The 24,709-nt window shown below is 65.0% G+C and carries 27 protein-coding genes; 13 read left to right on the forward strand and 14 right to left on the reverse strand.

Annotation, left to right across the window (positions count from 1 at the left end; genetic code table 11):
• Nucleotides 1-195: 195 nt before the first annotated feature.
• Entirely contained in the window at nt 196-1,128 is a 933-nt protein-coding gene (glpX, locus tag LH475_RS11325; RefSeq protein WP_196843326.1) for a class II fructose-bisphosphatase, read from the reverse strand.
• A gap of 211 nt (nt 1,129-1,339) precedes the next feature.
• On the opposite strand from glpX, the gene fbaA reads away from it, so the two are divergent.
• A complete protein-coding gene (fbaA, locus tag LH475_RS11330; RefSeq protein ID WP_196843238.1) occupies nt 1,340-2,365 on the forward strand; it encodes a class II fructose-bisphosphate aldolase in 1,026 nt (341 codons plus the stop codon).
• Between the two features lie 4 nt (nt 2,366-2,369).
• The gene (locus LH475_RS11335) at nt 2,370-2,945 is read left to right on the forward strand and encodes a DUF6264 family protein (protein ID WP_196843237.1); all 576 of its coding nucleotides are present in this window, start codon (nt 2,370-2,372) and stop codon (nt 2,943-2,945) included.
• Between the two features lie 9 nt (nt 2,946-2,954).
• On the opposite strand, the gene LH475_RS11340 is transcribed toward LH475_RS11335, so the two are convergent.
• On the reverse strand, nt 2,955-4,007 hold the full coding sequence (locus LH475_RS11340; RefSeq protein ID WP_196843236.1) for a 4-hydroxy-3-methylbut-2-enyl diphosphate reductase: 1,053 nt from the start codon (nt 4,005-4,007) through the stop codon (nt 2,955-2,957).
• Between the two features lie 135 nt (nt 4,008-4,142).
• Between LH475_RS11340 and xseA the strand changes: the two genes are divergently transcribed.
• From xseA to LH475_RS11365, 5 genes are read left to right on the forward strand one after another with little or no spacing between them, the layout of a single operon-like run.
• Nucleotides 4,143-5,390: an exodeoxyribonuclease VII large subunit gene (gene xseA, locus LH475_RS11345; protein WP_297414097.1), complete on the forward strand. Its 1,248-nt coding sequence runs from the start codon at nt 4,143-4,145 to the stop codon at nt 5,388-5,390.
• Nucleotides 5,391-5,395: 5 nt separating this feature from the next.
• Nucleotides 5,396-5,665: an exodeoxyribonuclease VII small subunit gene (locus tag LH475_RS11350; RefSeq protein WP_196843234.1), complete on the forward strand. Its 270-nt coding sequence runs from the start codon at nt 5,396-5,398 to the stop codon at nt 5,663-5,665.
• Complete coding sequence (locus LH475_RS11355) at nt 5,662-6,315, forward strand: DUF4245 domain-containing protein (RefSeq protein ID WP_196843233.1); 654 nt, start codon at nt 5,662-5,664, stop codon at nt 6,313-6,315. The genes LH475_RS11350 and LH475_RS11355 overlap by 4 nt, the downstream gene beginning before the upstream one ends.
• Entirely contained in the window at nt 6,312-6,962 is a 651-nt protein-coding gene (locus tag LH475_RS11360; protein WP_196843232.1) for a carbonic anhydrase, read from the forward strand. Before LH475_RS11355 ends, LH475_RS11360 begins: the two co-directional genes overlap by 4 nt.
• A 55-nt stretch (nt 6,963-7,017) precedes the next feature.
• Nucleotides 7,018-8,442: a class II fumarate hydratase gene (locus LH475_RS11365; protein ID WP_196843231.1), complete on the forward strand. Its 1,425-nt coding sequence runs from the start codon at nt 7,018-7,020 to the stop codon at nt 8,440-8,442.
• A gap of 244 nt (nt 8,443-8,686) precedes the next feature.
• Here LH475_RS11365 and LH475_RS11370 read toward each other — a convergent pair whose 3' ends face one another.
• From LH475_RS11370 to LH475_RS11380, 3 genes are all read right to left on the reverse strand, one after another.
• Nucleotides 8,687-9,997: a PhoH family protein gene (locus tag LH475_RS11370; RefSeq protein ID WP_297414177.1), complete on the reverse strand. Its 1,311-nt coding sequence runs from the start codon at nt 9,995-9,997 to the stop codon at nt 8,687-8,689.
• A gap of 277 nt (nt 9,998-10,274) precedes the next feature.
• Complete coding sequence (locus tag LH475_RS11375) at nt 10,275-11,396, reverse strand: aminotransferase class V-fold PLP-dependent enzyme (protein WP_196843230.1); 1,122 nt, start codon at nt 11,394-11,396, stop codon at nt 10,275-10,277.
• A gap of 73 nt (nt 11,397-11,469) precedes the next feature.
• On the reverse strand, nt 11,470-12,255 hold the full coding sequence (locus LH475_RS11380) for an isoprenyl transferase (protein WP_196843229.1): 786 nt from the start codon (nt 12,253-12,255) through the stop codon (nt 11,470-11,472).
• 69 nt (nt 12,256-12,324) lie between these two features.
• On the opposite strand from LH475_RS11380, the gene LH475_RS11385 reads away from it, so the two are divergent.
• Entirely contained in the window at nt 12,325-13,026 is a 702-nt protein-coding gene (locus tag LH475_RS11385; protein WP_196843228.1) for a hemolysin III family protein, read from the forward strand.
• A 12-nt stretch (nt 13,027-13,038) separates the two neighbouring features.
• Here LH475_RS11385 and LH475_RS11390 read toward each other — a convergent pair whose 3' ends face one another.
• Complete coding sequence (locus LH475_RS11390) at nt 13,039-13,302, reverse strand: hypothetical protein (RefSeq protein ID WP_196843227.1); 264 nt, start codon at nt 13,300-13,302, stop codon at nt 13,039-13,041.
• On the reverse strand, nt 13,299-14,147 hold the full coding sequence (mca, locus tag LH475_RS11395) for a mycothiol conjugate amidase Mca (protein WP_196843226.1): 849 nt from the start codon (nt 14,145-14,147) through the stop codon (nt 13,299-13,301). The genes LH475_RS11390 and mca overlap by 4 nt, the downstream gene beginning before the upstream one ends.
• 100 nt (nt 14,148-14,247) lie before the next feature.
• Here mca and LH475_RS11400 point away from each other — a divergent pair, with 100 nt between their 5' ends.
• Together LH475_RS11400 and greA are read left to right on the forward strand one after the other, a co-directional pair.
• The gene (locus LH475_RS11400; protein ID WP_196843225.1) at nt 14,248-14,724 is read left to right on the forward strand and encodes a DUF4307 domain-containing protein; all 477 of its coding nucleotides are present in this window, start codon (nt 14,248-14,250) and stop codon (nt 14,722-14,724) included.
• A 97-nt stretch (nt 14,725-14,821) separates the two neighbouring features.
• On the forward strand, nt 14,822-15,313 hold the full coding sequence (greA, locus tag LH475_RS11405; RefSeq protein ID WP_196843224.1) for a transcription elongation factor GreA: 492 nt from the start codon (nt 14,822-14,824) through the stop codon (nt 15,311-15,313).
• Between the two features lie 30 nt (nt 15,314-15,343).
• Here the strand turns inward: greA and ilvA are convergent, their stop codons facing one another.
• Together ilvA and LH475_RS11415 are read right to left on the reverse strand one after the other, a co-directional pair.
• The gene (gene ilvA, locus LH475_RS11410; protein WP_196843223.1) at nt 15,344-16,579 is read right to left on the reverse strand and encodes a threonine ammonia-lyase; all 1,236 of its coding nucleotides are present in this window, start codon (nt 16,577-16,579) and stop codon (nt 15,344-15,346) included.
• Between the two features lie 3 nt (nt 16,580-16,582).
• Nucleotides 16,583-17,989: an AI-2E family transporter gene (locus LH475_RS11415; RefSeq protein ID WP_297414106.1), complete on the reverse strand. Its 1,407-nt coding sequence runs from the start codon at nt 17,987-17,989 to the stop codon at nt 16,583-16,585.
• Between the two features lie 200 nt (nt 17,990-18,189).
• Here LH475_RS11415 and LH475_RS11420 point away from each other — a divergent pair, with 200 nt between their 5' ends.
• Nucleotides 18,190-18,417: a hypothetical protein gene (locus LH475_RS11420; protein WP_297414108.1), complete on the forward strand. Its 228-nt coding sequence runs from the start codon at nt 18,190-18,192 to the stop codon at nt 18,415-18,417.
• A gap of 162 nt (nt 18,418-18,579) precedes the next feature.
• Here LH475_RS11420 and LH475_RS11425 read toward each other — a convergent pair whose 3' ends face one another.
• The 4 genes from LH475_RS11425 to LH475_RS11440 form a co-directional block, all read right to left on the reverse strand.
• The gene (locus LH475_RS11425; protein WP_196843221.1) at nt 18,580-19,467 is read right to left on the reverse strand and encodes a M48 family metalloprotease; all 888 of its coding nucleotides are present in this window, start codon (nt 19,465-19,467) and stop codon (nt 18,580-18,582) included.
• A gap of 12 nt (nt 19,468-19,479) precedes the next feature.
• The gene (locus LH475_RS11430) at nt 19,480-20,046 is read right to left on the reverse strand and encodes a LemA family protein (RefSeq protein WP_196843220.1); all 567 of its coding nucleotides are present in this window, start codon (nt 20,044-20,046) and stop codon (nt 19,480-19,482) included.
• Nucleotides 20,047-20,298: 252 nt separating this feature from the next.
• Complete coding sequence (locus tag LH475_RS11435; protein ID WP_196843219.1) at nt 20,299-20,883, reverse strand: heme-binding protein; 585 nt, start codon at nt 20,881-20,883, stop codon at nt 20,299-20,301.
• Between the two features lie 49 nt (nt 20,884-20,932).
• Complete coding sequence (locus LH475_RS11440; protein WP_297414111.1) at nt 20,933-21,469, reverse strand: GNAT family N-acetyltransferase; 537 nt, start codon at nt 21,467-21,469, stop codon at nt 20,933-20,935.
• A gap of 161 nt (nt 21,470-21,630) precedes the next feature.
• Here LH475_RS11440 and LH475_RS11445 point away from each other — a divergent pair, with 161 nt between their 5' ends.
• Together LH475_RS11445 and LH475_RS11450 are read left to right on the forward strand one after the other, a co-directional pair.
• Complete coding sequence (locus tag LH475_RS11445; RefSeq protein WP_297414113.1) at nt 21,631-22,380, forward strand: ABC transporter ATP-binding protein; 750 nt, start codon at nt 21,631-21,633, stop codon at nt 22,378-22,380.
• Complete coding sequence (locus tag LH475_RS11450; RefSeq protein WP_196843216.1) at nt 22,377-23,111, forward strand: ABC transporter permease; 735 nt, start codon at nt 22,377-22,379, stop codon at nt 23,109-23,111. The genes LH475_RS11445 and LH475_RS11450 overlap by 4 nt, the downstream gene beginning before the upstream one ends.
• Nucleotides 23,112-23,152: 41 nt before the next feature.
• On the opposite strand, the gene LH475_RS11455 is transcribed toward LH475_RS11450, so the two are convergent.
• A complete protein-coding gene (locus LH475_RS11455) occupies nt 23,153-24,619 on the reverse strand; it encodes a family 1 glycosylhydrolase (protein WP_196843215.1) in 1,467 nt (488 codons plus the stop codon).
• Between the last annotated feature and the right edge of the window lie 90 nt (nt 24,620-24,709).

Here is a 24,709-nt window from a genome sequence, read left to right on the forward strand (position 1 = left end):
CGGCCGAGCTCGGTACCACTGAGCTCGGTACCGTCGAGCTAGACCTGACCGACGTTGAGGAATTCGACTCCGACCTGCGCGTGTAGTTCGCAGCTTTTCACAGTACTTCGATGCAGAAAACTGCACGGCTCGCGTCTGAACGAACAGACCCGAGTCGTGCAGTTTCGGTGACGGCCTAACAGTTGATCGGAACGGCTACAGCCACTTCTCGGCGAGGTGTTCCGCGATGACACGGCGGGCCGTGCCCGAACGCGAGCGCAGCACGATGCTTTCGGTACGAATCATCGGGCCCTTGCGACGGACACCGTCGACGAGTCCGCCATCGGTCACACCGGTCGCCACGAAGAACGTGTTGTCACCGCTGACCATGTCGTTGATCTCAAGCAGCTTGTCGATGTCGAGCCCGGCCGCGACGCCGCGAGCGCGTTCGGCGTCATCCTTCGGGGCGAGGCGTCCCTGCATATAGCCGCCGAGGGCCTTGAGGGCGCAGGCCGTGGTGATTCCTTCCGGGCTTCCGCCAATGCCGACGCACATGTCAATGCGAGTCTCGTAGCGGGCAGCGTTGATGCCGCCGGCCACGTCGCCGTCAAGCATGAGGCGGGTGCCCGCGCCGGCGCTGCGAATCGCGTCGATCAGGCCGGCGTGGCGAGGGCGGTCGAGCACGGCGATGGTCATCTCACCGATCGGCTTTTTCATGGCCTGGGCCAGTTCACGAATGTTGTCGGCGATCGACTGGTCGAGGCTGACGACGCCGCGACCGGCCGCACCGGTGACGATCTTGTCCATGTAGAAGATCGACGAAGCGTCGAGCATGGTGCCGCGGTCCGACACGGCGATGACGGAGACGGCGTTCTGGCGGCCGGCGGCCGTCAGGCTCGTGCCGTCGATGGGGTCAACGGCGATGTCGCAGGCGGGGCCACGGCCGTTGCCAACGTGCTCGCCGTTGAAAAGCATGGGGGCTTCATCTTTTTCACCCTCACCGATGACGATGAGGCCGTCGAAGTTGACGGTGCCGAGGAAGGCGCGCATGGCGTCGACGGCGGCCTTGTCGGCGGCGTTCTTGTCGCCGCGACCGATGAAGGGTACGGCACGAATAGCGGCGGCCTCGGTCGCACGCACGAGCTCCATGGCGAGGTTGCGGTCGGGATGTTGAAAGAGGGTGGCGGTCTCAGTGCTGTTCACGAAAGGTCCTCCCGGACGTTAGTTCGACTTCGATAACGACGGATGCGCGGCGGGTCGCGCGGATTGTCCGCCCGAGTCACCTTATCGCGGCAGACCACACGACGGCGGGCGTCGCTAGACTCGGGATCACACCCCCGCACACTTTCGAGGAGAAGCAATGCCCATCGCAACCCCCGACCAGTACGCCGCAATGCTCGACAAAGCCAAGACGGGTGGGTTCGCATACCCGGCGTTCAACGTGTCGTCGTCGCAGACCATCAACGCCGTTCTTCAGGGCCTCACCGAAGCCGGATCCGACGGCATCATTCAGGTCACCACCGGCGGCGGCGACTACTTCGCCGGCCACACTGTGAAGAACCGCGCCTCCGGCGCGCTCGCCTTTGCCCGCTTCGCGCACTCGGTCGCCGACAACTACCCGATCACCGTCGCGCTGCACACCGATCACTGCCCCGAGGGCGCCCTCGGCGACTTCGTCATTCCGCTCATCGAAGCCTCGGAGTCGGCGGTGGCCGATGGCGGCCACCCCATCTTTCAGTCGCACATGTGGGACGGTTCGGCCATCGCACTCGACAAAAACCTCGACATTGCCACCGGCATACTCAAGCGCACCCGCGCGATCAACGCCATCCTCGAAGTTGAGATCGGTGCCGTCGGTGGCGAGGAAGACGGCGTTCAGGCCGACGTGAACGAGAACCTGTACACGACCCTTGACGACGCGATCAAAATGGTCGAAGCCCTCGGCCTCGGTGAGCAGGGCCGCTATATGGCCGCCCTCACCTTCGGCAATGTGCACGGCGTCTACAAGCCCGGCAACGTGAAGCTGCGCCCGGAACTGCTCAGGGAGATCCAGACCGGCCTCTCCGCAAAGTTCGAGCTCGAAGCGCTGCCCCTCGACCTGGTCTTTCATGGCGGTTCCGGCTCGACCGATGCCGAGATCGCCGAGGCCGTCGCCAATGGTGTCGTCAAGATGAACATCGACACCGATACCCAGTATGCCTTCACCCGCTCGATCGCCGACTACATGCTCAAGAACTACGACAGCGTGATCAAGGTCGACGGCGAAGTCGGCAACAAGAAGGTGTACGACCCGCGCGCCTGGGGCAAGGTGGCCGAGTCGGCCATGGCCGCTCGCGTCGTTGATTCCACCCGTCAGCTCGGCTCCGCCGGGCACTCAAACAGTTAGAGCAATGTCAGAGACCCCGGACTCCGTTCCACCCCCCGCGCCAGACCCACGCCCCCGCCCCCAGTACGGCGAACTGGCCCCTGAGGGCTGGACGTGGCAGCCACCGCAGGAAAAAGACCGGGTTGATCCCGCTCCCGCCCCCACTGTCGGGGCGGCATCGGGCACTCCACTTTACGCGACCACCCCGACCGTTCAGTCCGCCACGGCAACGCGCGCCGTTCCCGGATGGGACCGCCCGTGGACCATCGGGCTACTGACCTTCGGACTCCTCGCCACTGTCTACGGCGTCTTCTCGTTGGGCGGGTTCCCGGTCGCCATGCAGATTTTTTACACCCAGGAAGGTCTGGGCACGTACACTCCAGGAGCATCTATCGGCGCCATCACGACGGTCGGGGCAATAGCGCTGGTTTTTGTCTGGCTGGCCACGGCGGCGGTATCGGTCCGGCTGCTCGTGCCGCATCGACGTGCGTTTTTCGTGCCCATCGTCGGTGGTGCCGTGTCGCTCGTGGTGCTGTTCGCCTTCACCATGGCCGCGTTGTTCATCGACCCGACCCTCATTGAGTTTCTGAGCCGCCAGTAGTCGAGCCGACTACTGCACCGTCTGCTCGGCCGTGGCGGCGCGGCCGCCGAAGGCACGGGTATCCGTTTCGCCCGACAGATCCTTGCGCAGCTCCTTGGGCAGCGAGAAGATGAGATCTTCCTCGGCGGTCTTCACCGGCACGACGTCGACGTAGCCGGCGTCGGCGAGGGCTTCGAGCAGCTCATCGACGAGTTCTTCGGGAACGGATGCCCCGCTCGTCACCCCGACGGTCGCCGCATTGTCGAGCCACTCCTGTTTGACCTCGCTCGCGAAGTCGACGCGATAGGCCGCCTTCGCGCCGTATTCCAAGGCCACCTCGACCAAGCGCACCGAGTTGGACGAGTTGGCCGAGCCGACGACGATCACCAGGTCGGAGTCGCGGGCAACCTTCTTGATGGCGACCTGACGGTTCTGGGTGGCGTAGCAGATGTCGTCGCTCGGCGGATCCTGCAGGTTGGGAAAACGCGCCCGCAACCGGCGCACGGTTTCCATGGTCTCGTCGACACTCAACGTGGTCTGCGACAGCCAGACGACCCGGTCGGGGTCGCGCACGACGACGGTATCGGCTTCATCGGGGCTGCCGACGAGGGTGGTGTGCTCGGGGGCCTCACCGGCGGTGCCCTCGACCTCTTCGTGGCCCTCGTGGCCGATCAGCAGAATCTGAAAATCATCGCGGGCGAAACGAACGGCTTCACGGTGCACCTTGGTCACGAGCGGGCAGGTGGCGTCGATGGCCTGCAGGCCACGCTCGGCGGCGGCGTTGACGACGGCCGGTGATACTCCGTGGGCGCTGAAGACGATGTGCGATCCGTGCGGTACCTCGTCGACCTCGTCAACGAAGATGGCACCCAAATTTTCGAGCTCGGAAACCACGTGAATGTTGTGCACGATCTGTTTGCGCACGTATACCGGGGCGCCGTAGTGTTCGAGCGCCTTCTCGACGGCGATGACCGCACGGTCGACTCCGGCGCAGTAGCCACGCGGGGCGGCGAGCAGCACCCGCTTATGTCCGACCACCGGGGTATCCTTAAGCCTGTTGCGCGCGCTGGGAATTCGCGGCATGCCCAAGCCGATGACGGGCGGACTGCTCGTGGTTTGCATGCTGGTGTTCACCAGCTCAGTCTACGCACGCACGCCCGAAGAACTCTGGGAGGACCCGCCTGTGCCCCATGCCAGCGCATCGCCAAGGACCACCACGTGACCGATGCCCCCGCCACCGTCGAAACACCGTGGCCGGTCGCCCTGCTCTCCAACAAGATTCGCGGCTACATCGAACGTCTCGGCATGGTGTGGGTCGAGGGCGAGATCACCCAGTGGGGTGCGAGCGGTGGCAACGTCTACGGCAAGCTCAAGGATCTTTCCGAAGACGCCACCGTGAGTTTCACGATCTGGTCGTCGGTGCGCGCCAAACTCACCGCTGATTTCAAGGCGGGTGACCGCGTCGTCGCCCTGGTCAAGCCCAACTTCTGGGTCAAGGGCGGCACCCTCACCATGCAGGCCTTCGAAATGCGCCACGTCGGGCTCGGCGACCTGCTCGAACGGCTCGAACGGCTGCGCAAACAGCTCGCGGGCGAGGGCCTGTTCGACGACTCGCGAAAGAAGCGCCTGCCGTTTCTGCCACACTGCATCGGCCTCGTGACCGGAAAAGATTCCGACGCCGAGAAAGACGTCATTCGCAACGCGCAACTGCGCTGGCCGGCCGTCAACTTTCGGGTCGCTCACGCCGCCGTGCAGGGCGATCGGGCCGTCGGCGAGGTCACGACCGCGATCCAGCGGCTCGACGCCGACCCCGAGGTCGACGTGATCATGGTCGCCCGCGGTGGCGGCGACTTTCAAAACCTGCTCACCTTCAGCGATGAGAGCCTCGTGCGCGCCGCGGCTGCCTGCGTGACGCCGCTGGTGAGCGCGATCGGGCACGAGGCCGACCGTCCGCTGCTCGACGAGGTGGCCGACCTGCGGGCATCCACCCCGACGGATGCCGCCAAGCGAGTCGTTCCCGACGTCAGCGACGAGCTGAACCGGGTGCAGCAGGCCCGGGCGCGTCTCAGCGGTCGACTCACCGGCATCCTCTCCTCGGAAATTGACCGAATCTCACAGCTGCGCAGTCGACCGGTGCTCGTCGACCCGCGCTGGATCATCGACTCTCGCAGCGAAGACCTCACCCGTTACGTTGCGCGCGGCGCCGAACTCACCGGGCGAATTCTCGAGCGCGCCGGGGCCACCGTGGTGGAGCTGCGCTCCCAGCTGCGCGCCCTATCGCCCCAGGGCACCCTCGATCGCGGCTATGCGATCGCCCAGCTGTCCGACGGGCACGTGCTGCGCAGCTCACACGATGCCCCGGCCGGCACCGAGCTTCTGCTCACCCTGGCCAGCGGAACAGTGCCCGCCACCGCGAACACCGCCGTGCCCGCCGTGCTCGCCGCGCCCGCGAGCGTATCGAAATAATTAGAATGGATGCCATGACCTCGCCTGCCCCCGCCATCAGTGATCTCAGCTACGAACAGGCCCGCGATGAACTCATCCGCGTCGTGAACGAACTCGAGCAGGGTTCGAGCACGCTCGAGCAGTCGCTCGCGCTGTGGGAACGCGGCGAAGCGCTCGCCCGCCGCTGCGAGGAATGGCTGATCGGAGCCAAGGCCCGCCTCGACGCCGCCCGACTGGCCGCGACGGCGCCCGCCGGCGCCACCGACACCAGTACCGACGACACACCCACCAGATGAGCCGCGCCCCCAAGCAGCCGCGCGTCGTCGCCGAGCTGGGTCGGCCGGAGACTCCGCAGGAGACCGCCGAACGACTCGCCGAGAACTCGCGCAAATACCGGTCGCACAAAACCGTCAACAATCTCGTGCTCTCACTGCTGGTGACCGTCGGCGCCGTGCTTGTTCTCGTGCTCCTGGTACCGCGCAGCGACAACCCGATAAACCGCGACGTCGACTACGCGAGCGTTGCCGCCCAGTTGCAGCCGGTCGTTGACCACGCCCTCGCCATCCCCGAGCTGCCCGACGGCTGGAGCGCGAACGACACCGAGTGGCAGGCCGGAACCAACGGCCAGGTACCGTCCTGGTACATCGGGCTACTCACGCCCGGCAACCAGTACATCGGATTCAGCCAGGCCTTCAACGCCAACCCCACCTGGCTCGCCCAGAAACTGCCCGACTCGCCCGTCGTCGACAGCGTCAGCATCGCTGGAGTGACCTGGGACGTGTACCGCAACAGCGCAGCGGCCGGCGACCGGGGCAACTTCGACTATGCCCTCGTGACAGCTGCCGGTGCCAGCACCTACGTGCTGATCGGTACGGCGCCCACCGGCGACTTCGAAACCCTCGCCACCGCGCTGGCCGAAAACGTGGCGCAGAACGCGGCCGAATGAACCCGGCGTCGAATGCTGTTCCGTCTCCGGCCGAGGCCTGGAACGAAATGCGCGAGGGAAACGTGCGCTTCGTCGCCGGCACCCCCCGGCACCGGCAGGACGTCGACCGGCGGGCCGAGCTCGTTGGCCAACAGACCCCGCACGCAGCGCTGTTCGGCTGCAGCGACTCCCGCCTCGCGGCCGAGATCATCTTCGACCAGGGCCTCGGTGATCTGTTCGTCGTGCGCAACGCCGGCCAGGTCATCTCCGATTCCGTACTCGGCTCGCTCGAATATGCGGTCGCTGTGCTGCATGTTCCGCTGATTCTCGTGCTCGCCCACGACGAGTGCGGTGCGGTGCGCGCCGCCATCGATTCTCAAGCAGCGGATGCCCCGGCCCTGCCCGCCCACATCGCGCATCTGATCGAGAAGATCGTGCCGGCGGTGCGTCAAGTGAACGGGCTGAGGGCATCCACGTTCGTGGAGCCGACGAAGGTCGATGCCGGCCACGTCGGCCGGGAACATCTCAAACACACGGTCACCGAACTACTCGAACAGTCCGAGGTGATCAGCGCGGCCATCGCAGAAGGTACATTGGCTATCGTTGGCGCGAACTACGTCCTTCTCGAAGGACACGCCGACCCCAACATCGTGGTGGGCGTCATTTAGACCCGCCCGCGCACCCGTTGCGCACAGCACGACTCTCATACAGCACCGAAAGGGAATGCACATAGTGGTGGACACCTCCGCAAACGCCGGCTACCGGATCGAACACGACACGATGGGTGAGGTCCGGGTTCCAACGGACGCACTCTACGGCGCCCAGACACAGCGAGCCGTGGAGAATTTCCCGATCTCCGGCTCCACCCTTGAGTCTGCGCAGATCGCGGCCCTCGCCCGCATCAAGAAGTCGGCAGCCCTCGCCAACGCCCAGCTCGGCGTGCTCGACCAGGACATTGCCAACGCGATCGCCGCAGCCGCCGACGAGGTCATCACCGGCCAGTACGACACCGAGTTTCCGATCGACGTCTACCAGACCGGCAGCGGCACCTCCTCGAACATGAACATGAACGAGGTCATCGCGACCCTCGCGACCCGCGCCCTTGGCCGCACGGTGCACCCGAACGACCACGTCAACGCGAGCCAGTCCTCGAACGACGTGTTTCCCACCTCGGTGCACATCGCCGTCACGAGCGCGCTGATCGACGAGCTCATCCCCGCGCTCGACCACCTCGCCGTCTCGTTCGAGACCAAGGCGGAACTCTGGAAAGAGGCTGTCAAGGCCGGCCGCACCCACCTGATGGACGCCACCCCGGTCACCCTCGGCCAGGAGTTCGGCGGCTACGCCCGCCAGATGCGCCTCGGTATCGAGCGCATCCGCACGGCCCTTCCCCGCGTCGCCGAGGTTCCGCTCGGCGGCACCGCTGTCGGTACCGGCATCAACACCCCGTACGGCTTTCCGCAGCTCGTCATCGAACTGCTCGTGGCCGAAACCGAACTGCCGATCACCGAAGCGCGCGACCACTTCGAGGCCCAGGCCAACCGCGACGGCCTCGTCGACGCCTCCGGCGCCCTGCGCACCATCGCAGTTTCGCTGACCAAGATCAACAATGACCTGCGCTGGATGGGCTCAGGCCCCAACACCGGGTTCGGCGAACTCAACATTCCTGACCTGCAGCCGGGTTCGTCGATCATGCCCGGCAAGGTCAACCCGGTTATTCCGGAGGCCGTGCTCATGGTCTGCTCGCGCGTCATCGGCAACGATGCCACCATCGCCTGGTCCGGCGCCTCAGGCTCGTTCGAGCTCAACGTCGGTATCCCGGTGATGGGAACCGCCCTGCTCGAGTCGATCCGTCTGCTGACCAACGCGACCCGCGTGCTTGCCGACAAGACCGTCGACGGTCTCGTTGCCAACCTCGAGCACGCTCGCGCACTGGCCGAGAAGTCGCCCTCCATCGTCACGCCGCTGAACCGCGTCATCGGCTACGAAGCCGCCGCCAAGGTTGCCAAGAAGGCCGTCGCCGAGGGCCTCACCGTGCGCGAGGCTGTCATTGCGCTCGGTCACGTGGAACGTGGCGACCTCACGCTCGCCGAGCTCGACGTGGCCCTCGACGTCCTGAGCATGACGCGCCCCCCGCAGAAGAAGTAACCAGCCCCACCCCGCCAGAACTGCCGCCCCAGCCTCGAAAACGAGCCGGGGCGGCAGGTTGTTCGCGGGGTGCCGAGTTATGGCTGGTGGGGCCGGCTCCCCCGCGGAATGCGACTGGCTCGAATAATTCCCGATGCCGCGACCACAGAGCTGGCCCCCACCAGCCATTGTTTGAGCTGAAGCCGAATGACCTGTCGCTCAGGCGGTCGACTACGACAAGACGACAGGCATCCGCTCAAGGCAACTACATAACCTCGTTACCCTCCAACATCTCCGTGACCAGTGCCGCAATAGCGCTGCGCTCCGACCGGGTCAGTGTCATGTGTGCGAACAGCGGATGCCCCTTCAGCGTCTCGATCACGCTGGCCACGCCGTCGAAGCGGCCGACCCGCAGGTTGTCGCGCTGGGCGACGTCGTGGGTGAGTACCACGCGCGAGTTCTGACCAATGCGGCTCAGCACGGTCAGCAGCACGTTGCGTTCGAGCGACTGTGCCTCGTCGACGATCACGAAGGCGTCGTGCAGGGACCGGCCGCGAATGTGGGTGAGCGGGAGCACCTCGAGGATGCCCCGCTCCAGCACCTCCTCGACCACATTCTCCGACACGATCGCGCCGAGCGTGTCGAACACCGCTTGCGCCCAAGGCCCCATTTTCTCGCCCTGGTCACCGGGCAGAAAGCCGAGGTCCTGGCCGCCAACCGCATACAAGGGCCGGAACACCATGATCTTGCGATACTGCTGACGCTCCAGCACGGCTTCCAGTCCCGCGCACAGGGCGAGCGCCGACTTCCCGGTTCCGGCCCGCCCGCCGAGCGAGAGAATGCCGATCTCCGGGTCGAGCAGCAGATCAATCGCGAGGCGCTGCTCGGCCGACCGGCCGTGCAGTCCGAAGACGTCGCGGTCGCCGCGTACGAGCTTGAGCGTGCCCCGGCTGGTCACCCGGCCGAGGGCTGACCCGCGGTCGGAATGAATGACGAGGCCCGTGTTGATGGGCATGTCCTGCACCGTGCGCGAGTCGAGCGTCTCCTTGTCGTAGAGCACGCTCATCTGCTCGGCGCTGAGGGTGATCTCGTCCATGCCGGTCCAACCGGAGTCGACGGCGAGTTCGTGCCGGTATTCATCGGCAGCGAGGCCGAGGGACGCGGCCTTCACCCGCAGCGGTAGGTCCTTGGAGACGACGGTCACGGTCATTCCGTCGTTGGCCAGGTTGAGGGCCACGGCGAGGATGCGCGAGTCGTTGTCGCCCAGTTGCAGACCCGACGGCAGTACCGACATGTTGGAGTGGTTCAGTTCCACCCGCAGGCTGCCGCCCTCGCCGACCGGAATCGGAAAGTCGAGGCGCTCATGCTTGAGCCGCAGCTCGTCGAGGTTGCGCAGCGCCTGCCGGGCGAAATACCCGATTTCCGGGTCGTTGCGTTTGGACTCCAGTTCGCTGATCACCACCACCGGCAATACAACGGCGTGCTCGGCAAAGCGGAAAATCGCTTTCGGATCTGACAGAAGCACCGAGGTGTCCAACACGAAGGTGCGCTCGGATTGCGAAACGGATGCCTCCACCCGGTCAGTCGCGTTGGCGTCGGTTCGATTAGCGGTCACAGCCACTCCCACCCTGCGTCACGAGACGCGGATCACATTGGCGAGCTGGCCATCAAGCAATTCTCGAGCCGTACTTATATGGCCGTCTCGATCAGGTGCCGTACCTGATGCAAGTGACGCTACGACGAACGGACGCAAAAAGGAACCCGACACGCCCACTGAAATGTGACGTTCACCTGACGTTGGGGCAGACGCCGGGTTCACCGGATGGCGCTGCCGGTACCGCCGCCGAGACTGTCTAGTAGGTAGTGGCGAGCGCGTAGTCGGTGAGGGCGCCCCTCAGCATGGTCACCGTGTCGGGGTCGAGGGCCGCGTGCACGCTCAGGCGAACAGTGGTGTCGCGGGTGGTCGCGGTAATGCCGTGGTTGTGCAGGCTCGCCACGAGGGTGGTCAGCAGTTCCGCCGGAGGCTCCAGTACGACGATGCCCGCCCGTTCCTTGGTGTCCCGAGGCGAGACAATGTCGATGACGAATTCGTCGACGAGTTCGATGATCTGGGAGACGTTGTCGTTCACGGCGGTCTGAATGACGTCGACACCGACATCAGCGGTCTGCTCGAGGGCTGCAGCGAACCGGGCCTGCGCGATGGCGTCGCCGTTGGTCACCCGAAACGCGCGGGCGCCGTGGCTGGGCGGGGTGACTTCATCCCACGGGTCGTCGATGTCGGTGCCGACGTAGCCGGAGTAGACCGGCACGAGGCGTTCGAGCGCCCGCTCGCTCAGGGCGAGAAAACCGGTGCCCCAGCCGGCCCGCATCCATTTCTGACCACCGGAGGCGACGACATCCGCTGCCTCATAGACGGCGTCGACGACGCCGAAGCCCTGGATGGCGTCAACGATCAGCAAACGATCGCCGATGACCTGACGGATGCCGTCGAGGTCGGTGCGATAGCCCGTGCGGGAATCGACGAGGCACACCGCAACGGCCACAACCGCCGGGGTGAGCTGGTCGCGGATCTCCCCCGGGGTGACGCGGCCGTGGTCGGTTTCCAACCAGAGCGGAGTGACCACGTGCAGGGCCTCAGCGGCCCGCACGGCCGCGAACGGCACGCTGGGAAAGTCCCCGGCAGAGAGCAGCACGGCACCGGTCAGACCGAACATGGCCTGCATCAGGCCCGAGCTGGTGTTGGGCTGCAGCACAATCTGGTCGGGGGTGAAACCGGTGAGTTCGGAGACAGCGGTGCGGGCCCGCAGGTCTTGTTCGACGAGGTGGTCGAGGCTGCCGTACCGGGCACGGGAAAGCACCTCGGTCTGGCCCAGGGTCTCTGCCACGACGGCCTCGGAGAGCGGGCCGACCCGGCCGAAGTCGAGGTACCCGGGTTCGTCACGAAAGCCATCGGTGAAGCTCTGAAAAGAATTCATGCTCGGGTCCAATCGGTTGTCGAACAAATACTCCCCCCCTGCTGGTCGAACCCCACCCGGTGCCAGAACCGAGCTAGCCGCCGAAGCGACGCTGGCGACGGGAGAAGTCACGCAGGGCTCGCAGAAAATCGATCTGCCGCAGGTCAGGCCCGAGGGCTTCGACGAAGTAGAACTCGCTGTGCGCGCTCTGCCACAGCATGAAGTCGCTGAGCCGCTGCTCGCCCGACGTACGGATGACGAGGTCGGGGTCGGGCTGACCGCCGGTGTACAGGTGCTGGCCGATCAGCTCGGGCGTGAGGGTCTCCGCGAGATCCTCCAGCGTGCCACCGTGCGCGTGATGGGTGGCGACAATGCTGCGCATCGCGTCGGTGATCTCGGTGCGCCCGCCGTAGCCGACCGCGAGATTCACGTGCAGTCCCGTTCGCTCGCTGGTGCGGGCATCCGCTGCATCAAGCGCTGCAACGAGCGGAAGGGGCAGGCCGGTCTTCGACCCCACCTGTTGTACCCGCCAGTTGCGATAGTGCGAGAGCTCCTCAGCGAGATCAGCGATGATCTCGATCAGATCGGCCAGTTCATCACTCGGGCGTTGTGTGAGATTGTCGGAGGAGAGCAGGTACAGGGTGACCACCGAAATTTCGAGGTCGTCACACCATTTTAGAAATTCAAGCATCTTGGCGGCACCGGCACGGTGCCCGTGTGCGGCCGTCTGAAACCCCAATTGCCGGGCCCAGCGCCGGTTGCCGTCAATGATCATGGCGACGTGATGGGGCAGATGCGCCGGCGTGAGTCCGCGCCTCAAGCGGCGCTGATACAGCCTGTAGAGGAGGCCGCGCGCTGAGGGAACTTGGGGTTTCTGCACACATTTACGCTAGTCCACTCCGACAAGCGTTCAGGGCACGCGGGCCGCGCCCTGTCGTATCCTTGCACCATGGCTACCGAGCACTCCAGTACCAATCTGCCACTGATCGAGGCGGCTGACGCCCATCCGGAGGACGTCAAGCCGACCTGGCGCGGCTGGATTCACGCCGGGACTTTTCCCGTGACGATCGTGGCCGGCATCGTGCTGCTCGTGCTCGCCGAGGGCTCCGCGGCCAAGATCAGCTCGGCCGTGTTCGTGCTCAGCTCGATGCTGCTTTTTGGCAATTCGGCTCTGTACCACCGCTTCAACTGGCAGCCGCGCACCCGCATTATTCTTAAACGCATCGACCACGCCAACATTTTTCTGCTGATCGCCGGGTCGTACACGCCGATCACCGTGCTCGCGCTGCCGCCGGAGAAAGCCGCGCTGCTGCTGTGGCTGGTGTGGGGCGGAGCCGGGCTCGGCACCATCTTTCGAGTGTTCTGGATTCACGCCCCGCGCTGGCTGTACGTGCCGCTCTACCTGCTGCTCGGCTACGGGGCCCTGCTGTTCATCGTGGATTTTTTTCAGGCCAACGCCACCATGATGACGTTGATTCTGGTCGGTGGACTCTGCTACACGGTTGGCGCGGTCGTCTACGGGCTGAAGAAGCCCAACCCGGTTCCGGGAGTGTTCGGCTTTCACGAGATCTTCCACACCCTCACGGTCGTGGCGTTTCTGTGTCATTTCGTGGCGATTCTGCTGATCGCCACGCATCCGCTCTACCCGTAGCGGACAGCGTGATTATTCGGGCTTGTCGCCCGGCGTGCGGGGTGCGTTCGGGTCGATGTCGCGCGCCGCGAGTTCGGCGTCGAGCCGCTCCTTGATTTCGGCGCGGTAGGTGGTGCGACGGATGCGACGAACCACGTCGAAACACAGCAGCAGGGTCGCGAAGGCCACCAGAAAGAATACGATGAATCCGACAACACCCGGGGTAACGGTGTTCGGGTCGAAGTCCGGGTCGGGGGTCGGCGTGGCGGCGAGCACGACGGTGATCAGAGTGATCATTCGTCGTCCTGAATTCCAGCGAAAAGATCGGATTCGGGCATTTCGGTGTCTACTTTCGATTCGATGAGCTGAAAGTCTTCGTAGGGCCAGGCCTCACGAATGAGGTCATTGGGCCAGAAGAAGAAGCTGCTCTCGGGGGAAACCTGGCTGGCGTGCGAGCGGAGGGCCGCATCGCGCGCCTCCAGGAACTCTCCGGCGGGAACGTGGGTGGTGGCCAGCTTCGGGTAGTTCTTCATCCACTCTCGGGCTTCACCGAGTGGTTCCAAAAGCGGGGAGTCCGGCTCCTTCACGCTGAGCGCGAGGTACATCGCGTCGACGCGCTCCAGGTTGAAGATGCGGTCGTAGTACAGCTTATCGATCTGCCACGGCGCACCCGAATTCGGGTACCGATCCAGGTCGGCGGCCGCACGAAACGCTTCAAGGGAGACCTCGTGACAGCGGATGTGGTCGGGATGCGGGTAGCCGCCGTTTTCGTCGTAGGTGATCAAGACCTGGGGGCGAAACTCACGCACGATCGACACGAGCGGTTCGGCCGAATACTCCAGCGGAATGTCGGCGAAAGAGTTCGCCGGCACCGACTTGTCGTCGTTCATGCCGGAATCTTCGAAGCCGAGCCAGCGGTGCTGCACGCCCAGGGCCTGCTGCGCACCTCGCATCTCGATGCGGCGAAGACCGGTCATATCGCGTTCAGCCATGGCGTTGGCGGTGAGGGCAGGGTTCAGGACGCTGCCCCGTTCACCGCCGGTGCAGCTCACGATGAGCACCTCAGCGCCGAGGCTGCGGTAGTAGGCGTACGTTGCGGCGCCCTTGCTCGACTCGTCGTCAGGATGGGCATGCACAGCCATCAGTCGCAGCGTCACCATACTCCTCAGGAATGCCGGATAACCTTAGGCCAGATAACCTAGATACCAGCCTAATCGCTCCATCGAAAGTGTGAAATCACCAGTGCCCGTAAACAGAGTTCAGCAGAGCCGCGAGCCCTACCGTCTCGACGAATCTGAGGTCTCGGCTGCGCCTCCGCCGGTCGAGAGCGACGTGATCCAATCGCGCTACGGGCGCACGCCCACTCGCAAACGGCGTGACCGCCGAATCCTGTGGGGACTGGGTGGCATTTTCGTGCTGGTGTTGGGAGCCTGGGTGCTGTGGACCGGGCTGGATGGGGCATCCACTCAAATCGAAGCGCGTGATATTGGGCACACCATCATCGATGAGCACACGGTGAGCGTCACGTTCGAGGTGTCGCTTCCGGTGAACCGCACGGCGAGTTGCGCGGTTCAGGCCCTGAACGAGAGTTATTCTGTGGTCGGCTGGAAGATCATCGATCTGCCGCCGTCAACGCTGTACAACCGGTCATTCACCGAGATTCTGCGCACCACCGACCTGAGTAACACGGGTTTGATTTACCAGTGCTGGCTGACCTAAACTGACGTATTCGCCTCGGCATTCGTCGGGGCATCAACTTTATCCGCGCGGCCACAACCGGCCTTTCTGCGCTTGAGCGTAATAAAGGAGATCACTCGTGACAACCGACACAACGGTGACCTGGCTGACCCAAGAGGCCCACGATCGCCTCGCAACGGAACTGGCAGCACTGAGTAACTTCGGCCGGGGCGACATCGCAAAGAAAATCGAATCCGCCCGGGAAGAGGGCGATCTCAAGGAGAACGCCGGCTACCACGCGGCCAAAGAAGAGCAGGGCAAGATGGAGGCGCGCATCCGCACCCTCACCGTGTTGCTGCGCACCGCTGAAGTCGGCCACGCTCCCGAAAGTAACGGCATCGTCGTTCCTGGCACGGTCATCACCGCCACGATCGCCGGCGACGAGAGCCGTTTTCTGATCGGCAGCCGCGAAATCGGCGCCAATAGCGACCTCGACGTCTTCAGCGAACAAAGCCCGCTCGGTGCGGCGATCATCGGCCTCAAGGTTGGCGCGAAGACGAGCTACACCACGCCGAACGGCAAAGAGATCACCGTGCACATCTCCAACGTGGAGACTTTCACCGGAGCCTGACCGTCGTCGCGGGGCCTGCTTCGTGTTCGGCTAGTCGATCTGCGGGTCGTAGCCAGCCGCGCGCAGCGTGTCGACGACGTGCTGGCTGTGTTCGGGCCCCCGCGTCTCGACGCTGACGTCGAGCTCGACCTCGCTGATCCGCAGGCCGACTCCGTGCCGCGTGTGCAGCACCTCGACGACGTTGGCGGTCGCCTCGGCGAGCAGCTCGGAGATGCGAGCCAACTGGCCCGGGCGGTCCGGCAGCATGATTCGCAGCGTGAGGTAACGACCCGACGCGGCGAGGCCGTGGCTGATCACACGCTGCATCAGCAGGGGATCGATGTTGCCACCCGAGAGGATCGCCACGGTCGGCCCTGTCGGAGTGACCTTGCCGGCCAGGATGGCGGCGACCGCCACCGCTCCGGCCGGTTCGACGACGAGCTTGGCGCGTTCCAGCAGCACGAGCAGCGCCCGGGCGGTGTCGTCCTCGCTGACGGTGACGATCTCGTCGACGGCGTCGCGCACAATCTCGAAGTTGAGCAGTCCCGGCTTGGCGACCGCGATGCCGTCGGCGATGGTCGGCAGAATGCTGATCATCATGGCCTCGCCAGCCTCGAGGGAGGGTGGGTAGGCGGCCGCATTCTCAGCCTGCACCCCAATGACCCGGATGCGGCGCCCGTCGCGGGCGGCGCGCTGCTTGAGCGCACTGGCCACACCGGAGATCAGCCCGCCGCCACCGATGGGCACGATGACCGTTTGAAGATCGGGAACCTGGTCGAGAATTTCGAGACCGAGCGTGCCCTGCCCGATGACAACATCCGCGTGATCAAAAGGCGGAATGAGGATCGCACCGGTCTCGCGGGCATATTCGGCCGCAGCGAGCAGCGGTTCGGTCACGGTCGTACCGCGCAGAATGACCTCGGCACCGTAATCGCGCGTCGCCAACAGTTTGGGCAGCGCAACCCCGACCGGCATGAAGATGGTGGCTTTGATGCCCAGCTCGCGCGCGGCGAACGCCACCCCCTGAGCGTGGTTACCGGCAGAGGCCGCGACGACTCCACGAGCCTTCTCCTCGTCGGTGAGTTTGGACAGCCGGTTGTAGGCGCCCCGAATCTTGTATGAGCCGGTGCGTTGCAAATTCTCACACTTGAGGTAGACCGGTGCCCCCAAAACATCGGTCAGGTACCGTGAGCTCTCCATCGGGGTCACATCGGCGACACGGGCGACAACCGCACGCGCAGCCTCGAATTCAGCGAGGGTGGGTGTGACGAGGGTGGTCTCAGGCATGTCTTAGTTCTCCGAACTGTCGTGCGTGGCGCGAGGTGCGCGGGAATCCGAGGGTGTGCTGCGGGCGGACCCGTCACGGGTGGTGCGGATGCTGCGCGGCCGCACCACCCGTGCCTCGCGCGCGGGTGCGCCAGTCGACCGGTAGCCCGGTCGGCTTTGCGGCACAGTCTGCCACAGCACCGAGCCCATCGCCGGCACCGCCGTCGGCGGACTCGACCGCCACGATCCGCCGGCGATGTAGCTCGTCATCGCGTTCAACACCGCGGCAATCGGCACGGCAAACAGGGCGCCCGGAATTCCGGCGAGCAGCGCTCCGGCGGCGACCACGAGCACAACGGCAAGCGGATGCACCTTGACGGCGGTTCCCATGATGAGCGGCTGCAGAACGTGTCCTTCAACCTGCTGAACGAGCAGCACGACGCCGAGCATGGCGAGGGCGACGGCCCAATTGTTGAAGATCAGGGCGATCACGATGGCGACCGATCCGGTGGCGACAGCACCGACAATGGGAATAAACGAGCCGAGAAAGACCAGGATGCCAATCGGGATGGCCATCGGCACCCCGAGCAGGGCTGCGCCCACACCGATGCCGACGGCATCGATCGATGCCACCAGGATTTGCACCTTGGCGAAATTACCCAGAGTTGTCCAGCCGGCGATACCAGCGCCATCCACGGCCGCGCGCGCCCGCTTCGGAAAGAAGCGCACGATCCAGTCCCAGATTGACTTGCCGTCGATGAGGATGAACAGCAGGCTGAACAGGGCAAGCAGAAGCCCGGTCAGCAGGTGTCCGAGGGTCGTACCGACCGACAGGGCTCCACTGATAAAGACAGCGCTGTCGTTTTGGATCGCCGTCCAGCCCTGCTGCAGATAGTTCGTGATCTCGGTGTCCGACAGCTGTAATGGCGACGCCGCGAGCACCGACTTGAGGCTGTCAAAGCTCGCTGTCAGGCGGTCGCTCAGCCCGACGGTGCCCTCGGCGATCTGCGTGGACGCGAGGGTCACCAACCCGGCGACGAGCACGAGAGTGCCCACCATCGCCGTGGCCACGGCGAGTCCCTTCGGCCACCGATGACGTACCAGAAAGGCCACGAAGGGAACAAGCAGCGCCGATACCAACACTGCGACGAGCAACGGAATGATGATGAGGCGCAATTGAATGATTAGGAAGATGAGAACTGCGATACCAGCAGCAATGACGATCAGTCGCCACGACCAGGCTGCGGCCAAGCGGACGCTGGCTGGCAGGTTTTCGTGAACACCATTCGGTGCGGGCGCGCGCCCCTCGACCGGTGTGACCAGCAGTTCGGACCGCGACAGCTCCCGGGCTTCGCGCTCCTGCTCATTGGTTCGTCGGCGGCGCAGCCGCAGCAGCGCCCGTGCACCTGGATTGCCCGTGGATTCACTCACCCGCTCAGTCTAAGACTGCCACCGGGCCCATCGTCGTCGCCACTCTTCGGGTCTAAACGTGCGATTCCTTTTCGGTGCACGGCAGAGTGCCTTCGCGCCGGATAGAGTCGCATCGATACTTCACACGGGCGCCCCGCGACAGTCTCGCCCGCCCTGGCCCGCGCCATCGACGCGCAGACGATTTTGTCGCCGTCAGACCGGTGGTCTGGCAGCGCGCCCGCGCGCTGCGCCGCGTCGACCTGAAGAACGACCGGCAGGCGGGCGTGCTGCGGGTGCAGGCGGCCGAGGCTGAAAACGGTGCCCCGGTCGACGCTGCGGGGCGGCTCGCCGCGGTACTGCATGACGCTGCGCTCTGGCAGGGGCTCGGTGAGTTCGAGGTCATGCCGCGCAGCCCGCTCGCGTCCGGACTGGCTGCAGAACGGAAGTAACCAATCCGTTGATCGAGCGTGTCGAGACCACGGAGGGTTATGGTCTCGACAAGCACGACCAACGAGTTCGACCAGCTCGACAAGTTCGACAAGTTCGACCAGCTCGACAAGCTCGACAAGCTCGACAAGCTCGACAAGCTCGACAAGCTCGACTAAAAAAAGTTAGAACTTGCGGCCCATCGCGGTCAGGCGTTCGATGCGGTCGGCGATCGGTGGGTGCGTCGCGAACAGCTTGCTCATGGCGCCGGGCTTGAGCGGGTCAGAGATCCACAGGTGCGCCATCGACGTGTTCTGCTTCTTCATCGGGCGGCCGTATTCGCCAAGCTTGGCCAAGGCGCTGGCGAGGGCGTCGGGGTGGCGCGTCGTTAACGCGCTCGTGGCGTCCGCTAGATACTCGCGCTGGCGGCTCACGGCGAGCTGCACGATCGTGGCGATGAGCGGGGCCACGATCATGGCGACAATGCCGAACACCATGACGACGGGGTTGCCGTTGCTGTTGTTGTTGCGGCCGAAGAAAGCCATGCGCAGAAAAATGTCGGAAATGAATCCGATCGCGACGACCAAGCCGAACACGACCATCGAGACGCGGATGTCATAGTTGCGCACGTGGCCGATCTCGTGGGCCATGACACCTTCCAGTTCGGCGTCATCCATGATGTCGAGCAGGCCGGTGGTCGCGGCGACGATCGCGTGCTTGGGATCGCGGCCGGTGGCGAATGCGTTGGGTGCCGGGTCGTTGATGATGTAGACCTCGGGCATCGGAGTGCCGGTCGTGATCGACAGATTCTCGACGATGCGCCACAGCCGGGGGTGATCGGCCTGGCTGTTGACCTTGATTCCACCACTCATCGCAACCGCCTGGCGGCCTGCGGCGTAGTACTGAATGAGCACGTACAGGCCGGTGACGATGATCACGGTAATGAACAACCCGTAGCTCTGCCCGCCGGAGACGTAATAGTTGGCCAGCCAGCCGAGCCCCACGATCAGCGCGAAGAAGAAGATCATGATGAAGACGGTGTTGCGTTTGTTCTTAGCTATCGCGCTGTACATCGATGCGCTCCGTTAGAACTGCACGCGGGGAGGCTCCGCAATCGCTGCGGAATCGGCCACCTCGAAGAATTCGCGTTCGGTGAAACCGAGGTTGACGGCGAACAGGTGATTCGGGAACACCTTGATCTTGGTGTTCATTTCGCGCACGCCACCGTTGTAGAAGCGACGCGCGGCCTGGATCTTGTCCTCGGTGTCGACGATGGCGCCCTGCAACTGCAGGTAGTTCTGGCTGGCCTGAAGCTGCGGGTAGGCCTCAGCGACGGCGAAGATGCTCTTCAGCGCGGTCTGCATGTGGTTTTCCGCAGCGGATGCATCGGCCGGGCCTTGTGCCGACAGGGTCTCGGCCCGAGCACGAGTCACGTTCTCAAACACGCTCTTCTCGTGTGCTGCATAGCCCTTGACCGTTTCGATCAGGTTGGGCAGCAGGTCGGCACGACGCTTGAGCATCACCGTGATGTCGCTCCACGCTTCGTCGACGCGCACGTTGAGCGTTACGAGGGAGTTGTACGTCGACCAGAGATAGATACCCACGATGGCGACGAGTGCGACAACGATCAAAACCGGGATGAGCCATTCCATGGCAGCGTCTCCTTGCAAATTGGCACGATGTGTACGTTGGCACGGAGACATTGACTGGCCAAAACGACCCCCCGTGCGTACCTGCCAATACTAACCGCGACCCCGGAGGCTCCCACCCGCTTCCCATAACACTCCAAGCAAGCTCAAGGCGCGCGGGGAACTCGCGACGGGAACGATCCAAGAGCTTGAGAAACTCGGTGGTCCTGTCCAGAAATCGTTGCTAGAGCGAGTTCGAGCGGGGTGTCAGTCGCCTTAGTTCGACGATTCGACGTCGAGCAAAACCTCATTTCGACGCAGAAACCACGGCTTGAATGGCGGATCGAATCGGGCAGATCTCGGTGGCCCAACGACAGTGAGCCCGGCAGAGGCGAGCGCCGCACGCAACTGTGCGAGTTGCCGTTGGTAGCGTGCTTGGCTCCAGCGTCCGCTGAAGCGGATCGCACCGGCCATGCTGGCGGGCACCGTGCGTAGTTGAACGTGGGGGTCGGTGGGTTGCGGCGCAGTTTCGGCCGTCATGCCCTCCGGCAGAACGAAAGCAACGCGGAACTTTTCACGGTCTCCCGGACCGGACGCATCGCCAGGGCTCTGCTGCAGAACTGGCGCGGTCATCGCAATCGTTTCTGCAGCATTTGATTGCAGCACGGGCGCTGTCATGGCGACTTTCTGGCGTGACTGGTTCGCCCCGGTGATATACGAGAACAGGTACCGGAAGGCCCTGTTGCCGGCGTCCTCAAATGGGCCGTCCGTTGTGACCTCGGCCAGCAGGTGTTCCGGGTACCGGCGCAGTTCAAAGTCGTCGTAGCTGTGCACGACGTGGTAGGGCTGTTGCTCAGTCACGACCTGAACGTACTCCAGCTGGCTGGGTGTGCGCTCCCAGACCTGGGCATCACCGCAGTTCTTTTCGGAACCAATGGTTCGCGTAGGGGTCCGTGTTGTGCGCTTCGCCCTCGATGAAGCCCAGCGAAGAATAAAGTCTTCGCGCCTCGACGAGGTCGGTTCGCGTGTCCAACCGCAATGCGGTGAGCCCCACCACGCGGCATTCCCGTTCCAGTGTCTCCATGAGAAGCCGGCCCACGCCCTGACCGCGGGCATCCGGTTCAACGAAGACCCTGGTCACCTCGCCGATCTCGCCGGGGCGAATCCGCATCCCGGCGCAGCCGAGCACGGTGTCCCCCTCGCGGGCGAGCAGGAGAAGCCCCGTGGGAGAAACGAGGTCATCGCTGGGATACCCGGCTTGGGCGGCCAGAATCTCCTGCCGAAGCGCGGGACGACCGTGGTAGCGACTCACGATGTCCTCGTAGTACCGAAGCGATACGTTTTTGGCTTCGGCGGATGTCGGCGATGCCGCAGAGACAAGGATCGGCAACGCAAACATCATGCGTTCCACACTACTTGCCGAGCGAGCGAGGTATTGGGCGCCCATCAGCGGATCCCGCGCTGAATGCACCGAGCTCAGACGACGAGACAGGCACCTTCCGCGACTGCGCCTGAACCCAGTCCGGTTAGCCTCTGGGCAATCGGAGCGGCTACAGGATCACCCTTTATGAGCTTGACACGGCGGGTGCGGCGGCGAAGAGTTCGCACATGGTGAACAAATCCGTCCCCGCGGTTGAGGTTACCGATCTGCATGTGCGTCGGGGAAAGCATCCGGTGCTGCATGGGCTGTCGGTCAGCGTTCCCCGCGGAGTCGTGGTGGGGCTGCTTGGCCCGAGCGGATGCGGTAAAACCACACTCCTGAGAACGATCGTCGGCGCACAGGTGGTGCAGTCCGGCACGGTGACGGTGCTCGGCCGGGAGGCCGGATCGGCGTCGCTTCGCCACCGCGTGGGCTATGTCACGCAGGACGCGAGTGTGTATGACGACCTCACCGTGCGGCAGAACCTGCAATATTTTCGTGCCGTGCTCGGCGCTCCGCGCAGCGACGTCGACCGCGTGCTCGCCCTGACAGACCTCAGCGCCCAAGCGGGTCAGCTCGTCGGGTCACTCTCCGGCGGGCAGCGCAGTCGGGTGTCTCTGGCCGGAGCCTTGCTCGGCTCCCCTGACCTGCTCGTGCTCGACGAACCGACGGTGGGCCTTGACCCCGTGCTGCGGGTCGAGCTGTGGACCCTGTTCCATCAGCTCGCCGCCTCCGGAACGAGCCTGCTCGTCTCCAGTCACGTGATGGACGAGGCCAGCCGGTGCGACCGGCTGCTACTCATGCGGGACGGCGAGATTCTGGCCGATGACACCCCGAAGGGGTTGCTCGCGGCGACCGGAACCAGCGATACCGAGGGAGCTTTTCTGGCGCTGATCGCCCAGCATCCGCTTGCCGAACCGAGCGGGAGCGCCTCATGAACCCGCAACGCACCCTCGCTACGGCCGGCCGGGTGCTCAGCCAGGTGCGGCACGACCCGCGTACCATCGTTCTGTTGCTCGTGGTGCCGAGCCTGCTGATCGGGCTGCTGGCCTGGATCTTCTCGGACACCCCGGTGTTCGCCACGATCGGGCCGGGCATGATCGCGCTGTTTCCGTTCATCGTGATGTTTCTCGTGACGAGCATCACGACCCTGCGAGAGCGACGCACCGGCACGCTCGAGCGTCTGCTGTCGATGCCGCTCGGCAAGGGTGACCTGATCCTGGGTTATACGCTCGCGTTCGGCTTACTCGCGGTGGCACAGTCCTCGGTGGCCGTGGCGTTTGCGGTGTGGGTGTGCGGGCTGGAGATCTCCGGGTCGATCTGGCTGTTGCTCGCCGTCGCGGTCGCGGATGCGGTGCTCGGCACGACGCTTGGCCTGCTCGCAAGCGCGTTCGCCCGCACGGAGTTTCAGGTCGTGCAGTTCATGCCGGCGCTGGTTTTTCCGCAAATTCTGCTCGGCGGCATTTTTCTGCCTCGCGAGCAACTGCCCGATGTGCTGCGCGCGATCAGCGACTGGTTGCCGCTGTCGCACGCGATCGACGCACTGCAGGCGGTCGCGACGGATTCGCAGGACGCCGCCTATGTCGGCGGGGAGCTGCTGATCATCGGCGCGTGGATCGTGGGAGCCGTCGTGCTCGGATCGGTGACGCTGCGCCGGCGCACGCCTTAACGGTTACTGCCTCAGCGGTTACTGCCTCAGCGGTTACTGCCTCAGCGGTTGGTGAGGGCGTGTTGCAGCCAGCGATAGCTGGATTTGGGGGTGCGCGTGCGTCGGTCGTTGCTGAAGTCGACGTGCACGAGGCCGGTGGGCTGGGTGTAACCGCCGTCCCACTCGAACGCGTCGAGCAGGGACCAGAAGGCAACGCCGCGCAGATCGACGGCGGCGGCCGGGGCTCCCGCGGCGGTCGCGTCGAGGGCGGCGACGAGGTGTTCGGCGAGGTAGTCGATACGGGCCGGGTCGTGCACGAAGTGGCGGGCATCCGCGTGGTCGAAGAAGGCGCCGCCGGCCAACGACAGGTAGACCGGCGGTAGGTCGCTGTAGCGCCCGGCCAGTTCGGCCAGCGCTACAGCGACGTACTCGGGGGCGTTGACGGCGCCGGCCGAGGTGGTGGCGTGCTCGCGTAACGGCTCGAGGTGGAACGGCCACGACGTGACCGGGATCGGCTGCCCGTCGGGTGCGGTGAGGGTGGTCGGGCCGGAAGCGATGCGGCTGGGCTCGGTGTAGCTCACACCATAGAAGTCGAGCGGCTGGTGGATCGTGCGCAGGTCGTCGGGGTCGGCCTCGAGCAGGGTGCGCAGCTCGAGCGCGAACGGTTCGAGCGGGTCGGGGTAGTGGCCGAGCAGCACCGGGTCGGAGAAGAGGCGGTTCTGTAGCAGGTCGTACAGGGCCGCATAGGAGCGGTCCTGGTCACGGTCGGTCGCGGACTGCACCGGGGTGTGGGAGTTGACGAGGCCGATGCGTCCGCGCACGTCGGCGGCGCGCAGGCCCTGCACGGCGAGGCCGTGCGCGAGCAGCTGGTGGTGCGCGCTCGGCAGCGCATCGAATAGCAGGGTACGCCCAGGCGCGTGGGTGCCCAGCGCATAGCCCTTCGTTGTGACCGTGGCCGGCTCGGTGAGGGTGGCCCAGGCGTCGATGCGGTCGCCGAACGCCTCCCCCACCGCGTGGGCATAGTCGGCGAAGCGGCCCGCCGTGTCGCGGTTCAGCCAGCCGCCGCGCAGGGCCGCGGGCATGTCCCAGTGCGAGAGAGTGGCCGTCGAACGGATGCCGTCGGCCAGCAGCGCGTCGAGCACGCGATCGTAGAACGCGAGTCCATTGCGGTTGAGCGCCCCGCGACCCTCCGGCTGCAGTCTGGTCCAGCCGAGGGAGAACCGGTAGGAATCGACACCGAGGTCACGTAGCAGGGCGGCGTCGGCGGCATAGTTCTTCACGTGGTCGGCCGAGACGGAGGCATTCGAGCCATCGCGGATGCGCCCGCGCATCTGGCTGAAGGCGTCCCAGACGCTATCGCCGCGGCCACCGTCGCGGGCGGCGCCCTCGATCTGAAAAGCGGAAGTGGCAACGGCTACCTCGAACCCCGTCGGCAGACGATCGCCAAGCTCGCCAGCGCGGTGTTCCCAGTCCCGGGCTGCGACGGCGCGCGTCGACGTTGATCCAGGGGTGCGAGGCGTGGGATTCATGGGGGTGAGACTCTTTTCGGCGGGCGACGCGGGGGCATCCGCTTCGTATGAAGGGTGTCACGTTTGCGGCCGCTCGGAGGCAGCCCAGGA

Origin of the sequence: Cryobacterium sp. (genome assembly GCF_026786305.1) — a bacterium.
GTDB lineage: Bacteria > Actinomycetota > Actinomycetes > Actinomycetales > Microbacteriaceae > Cryobacterium.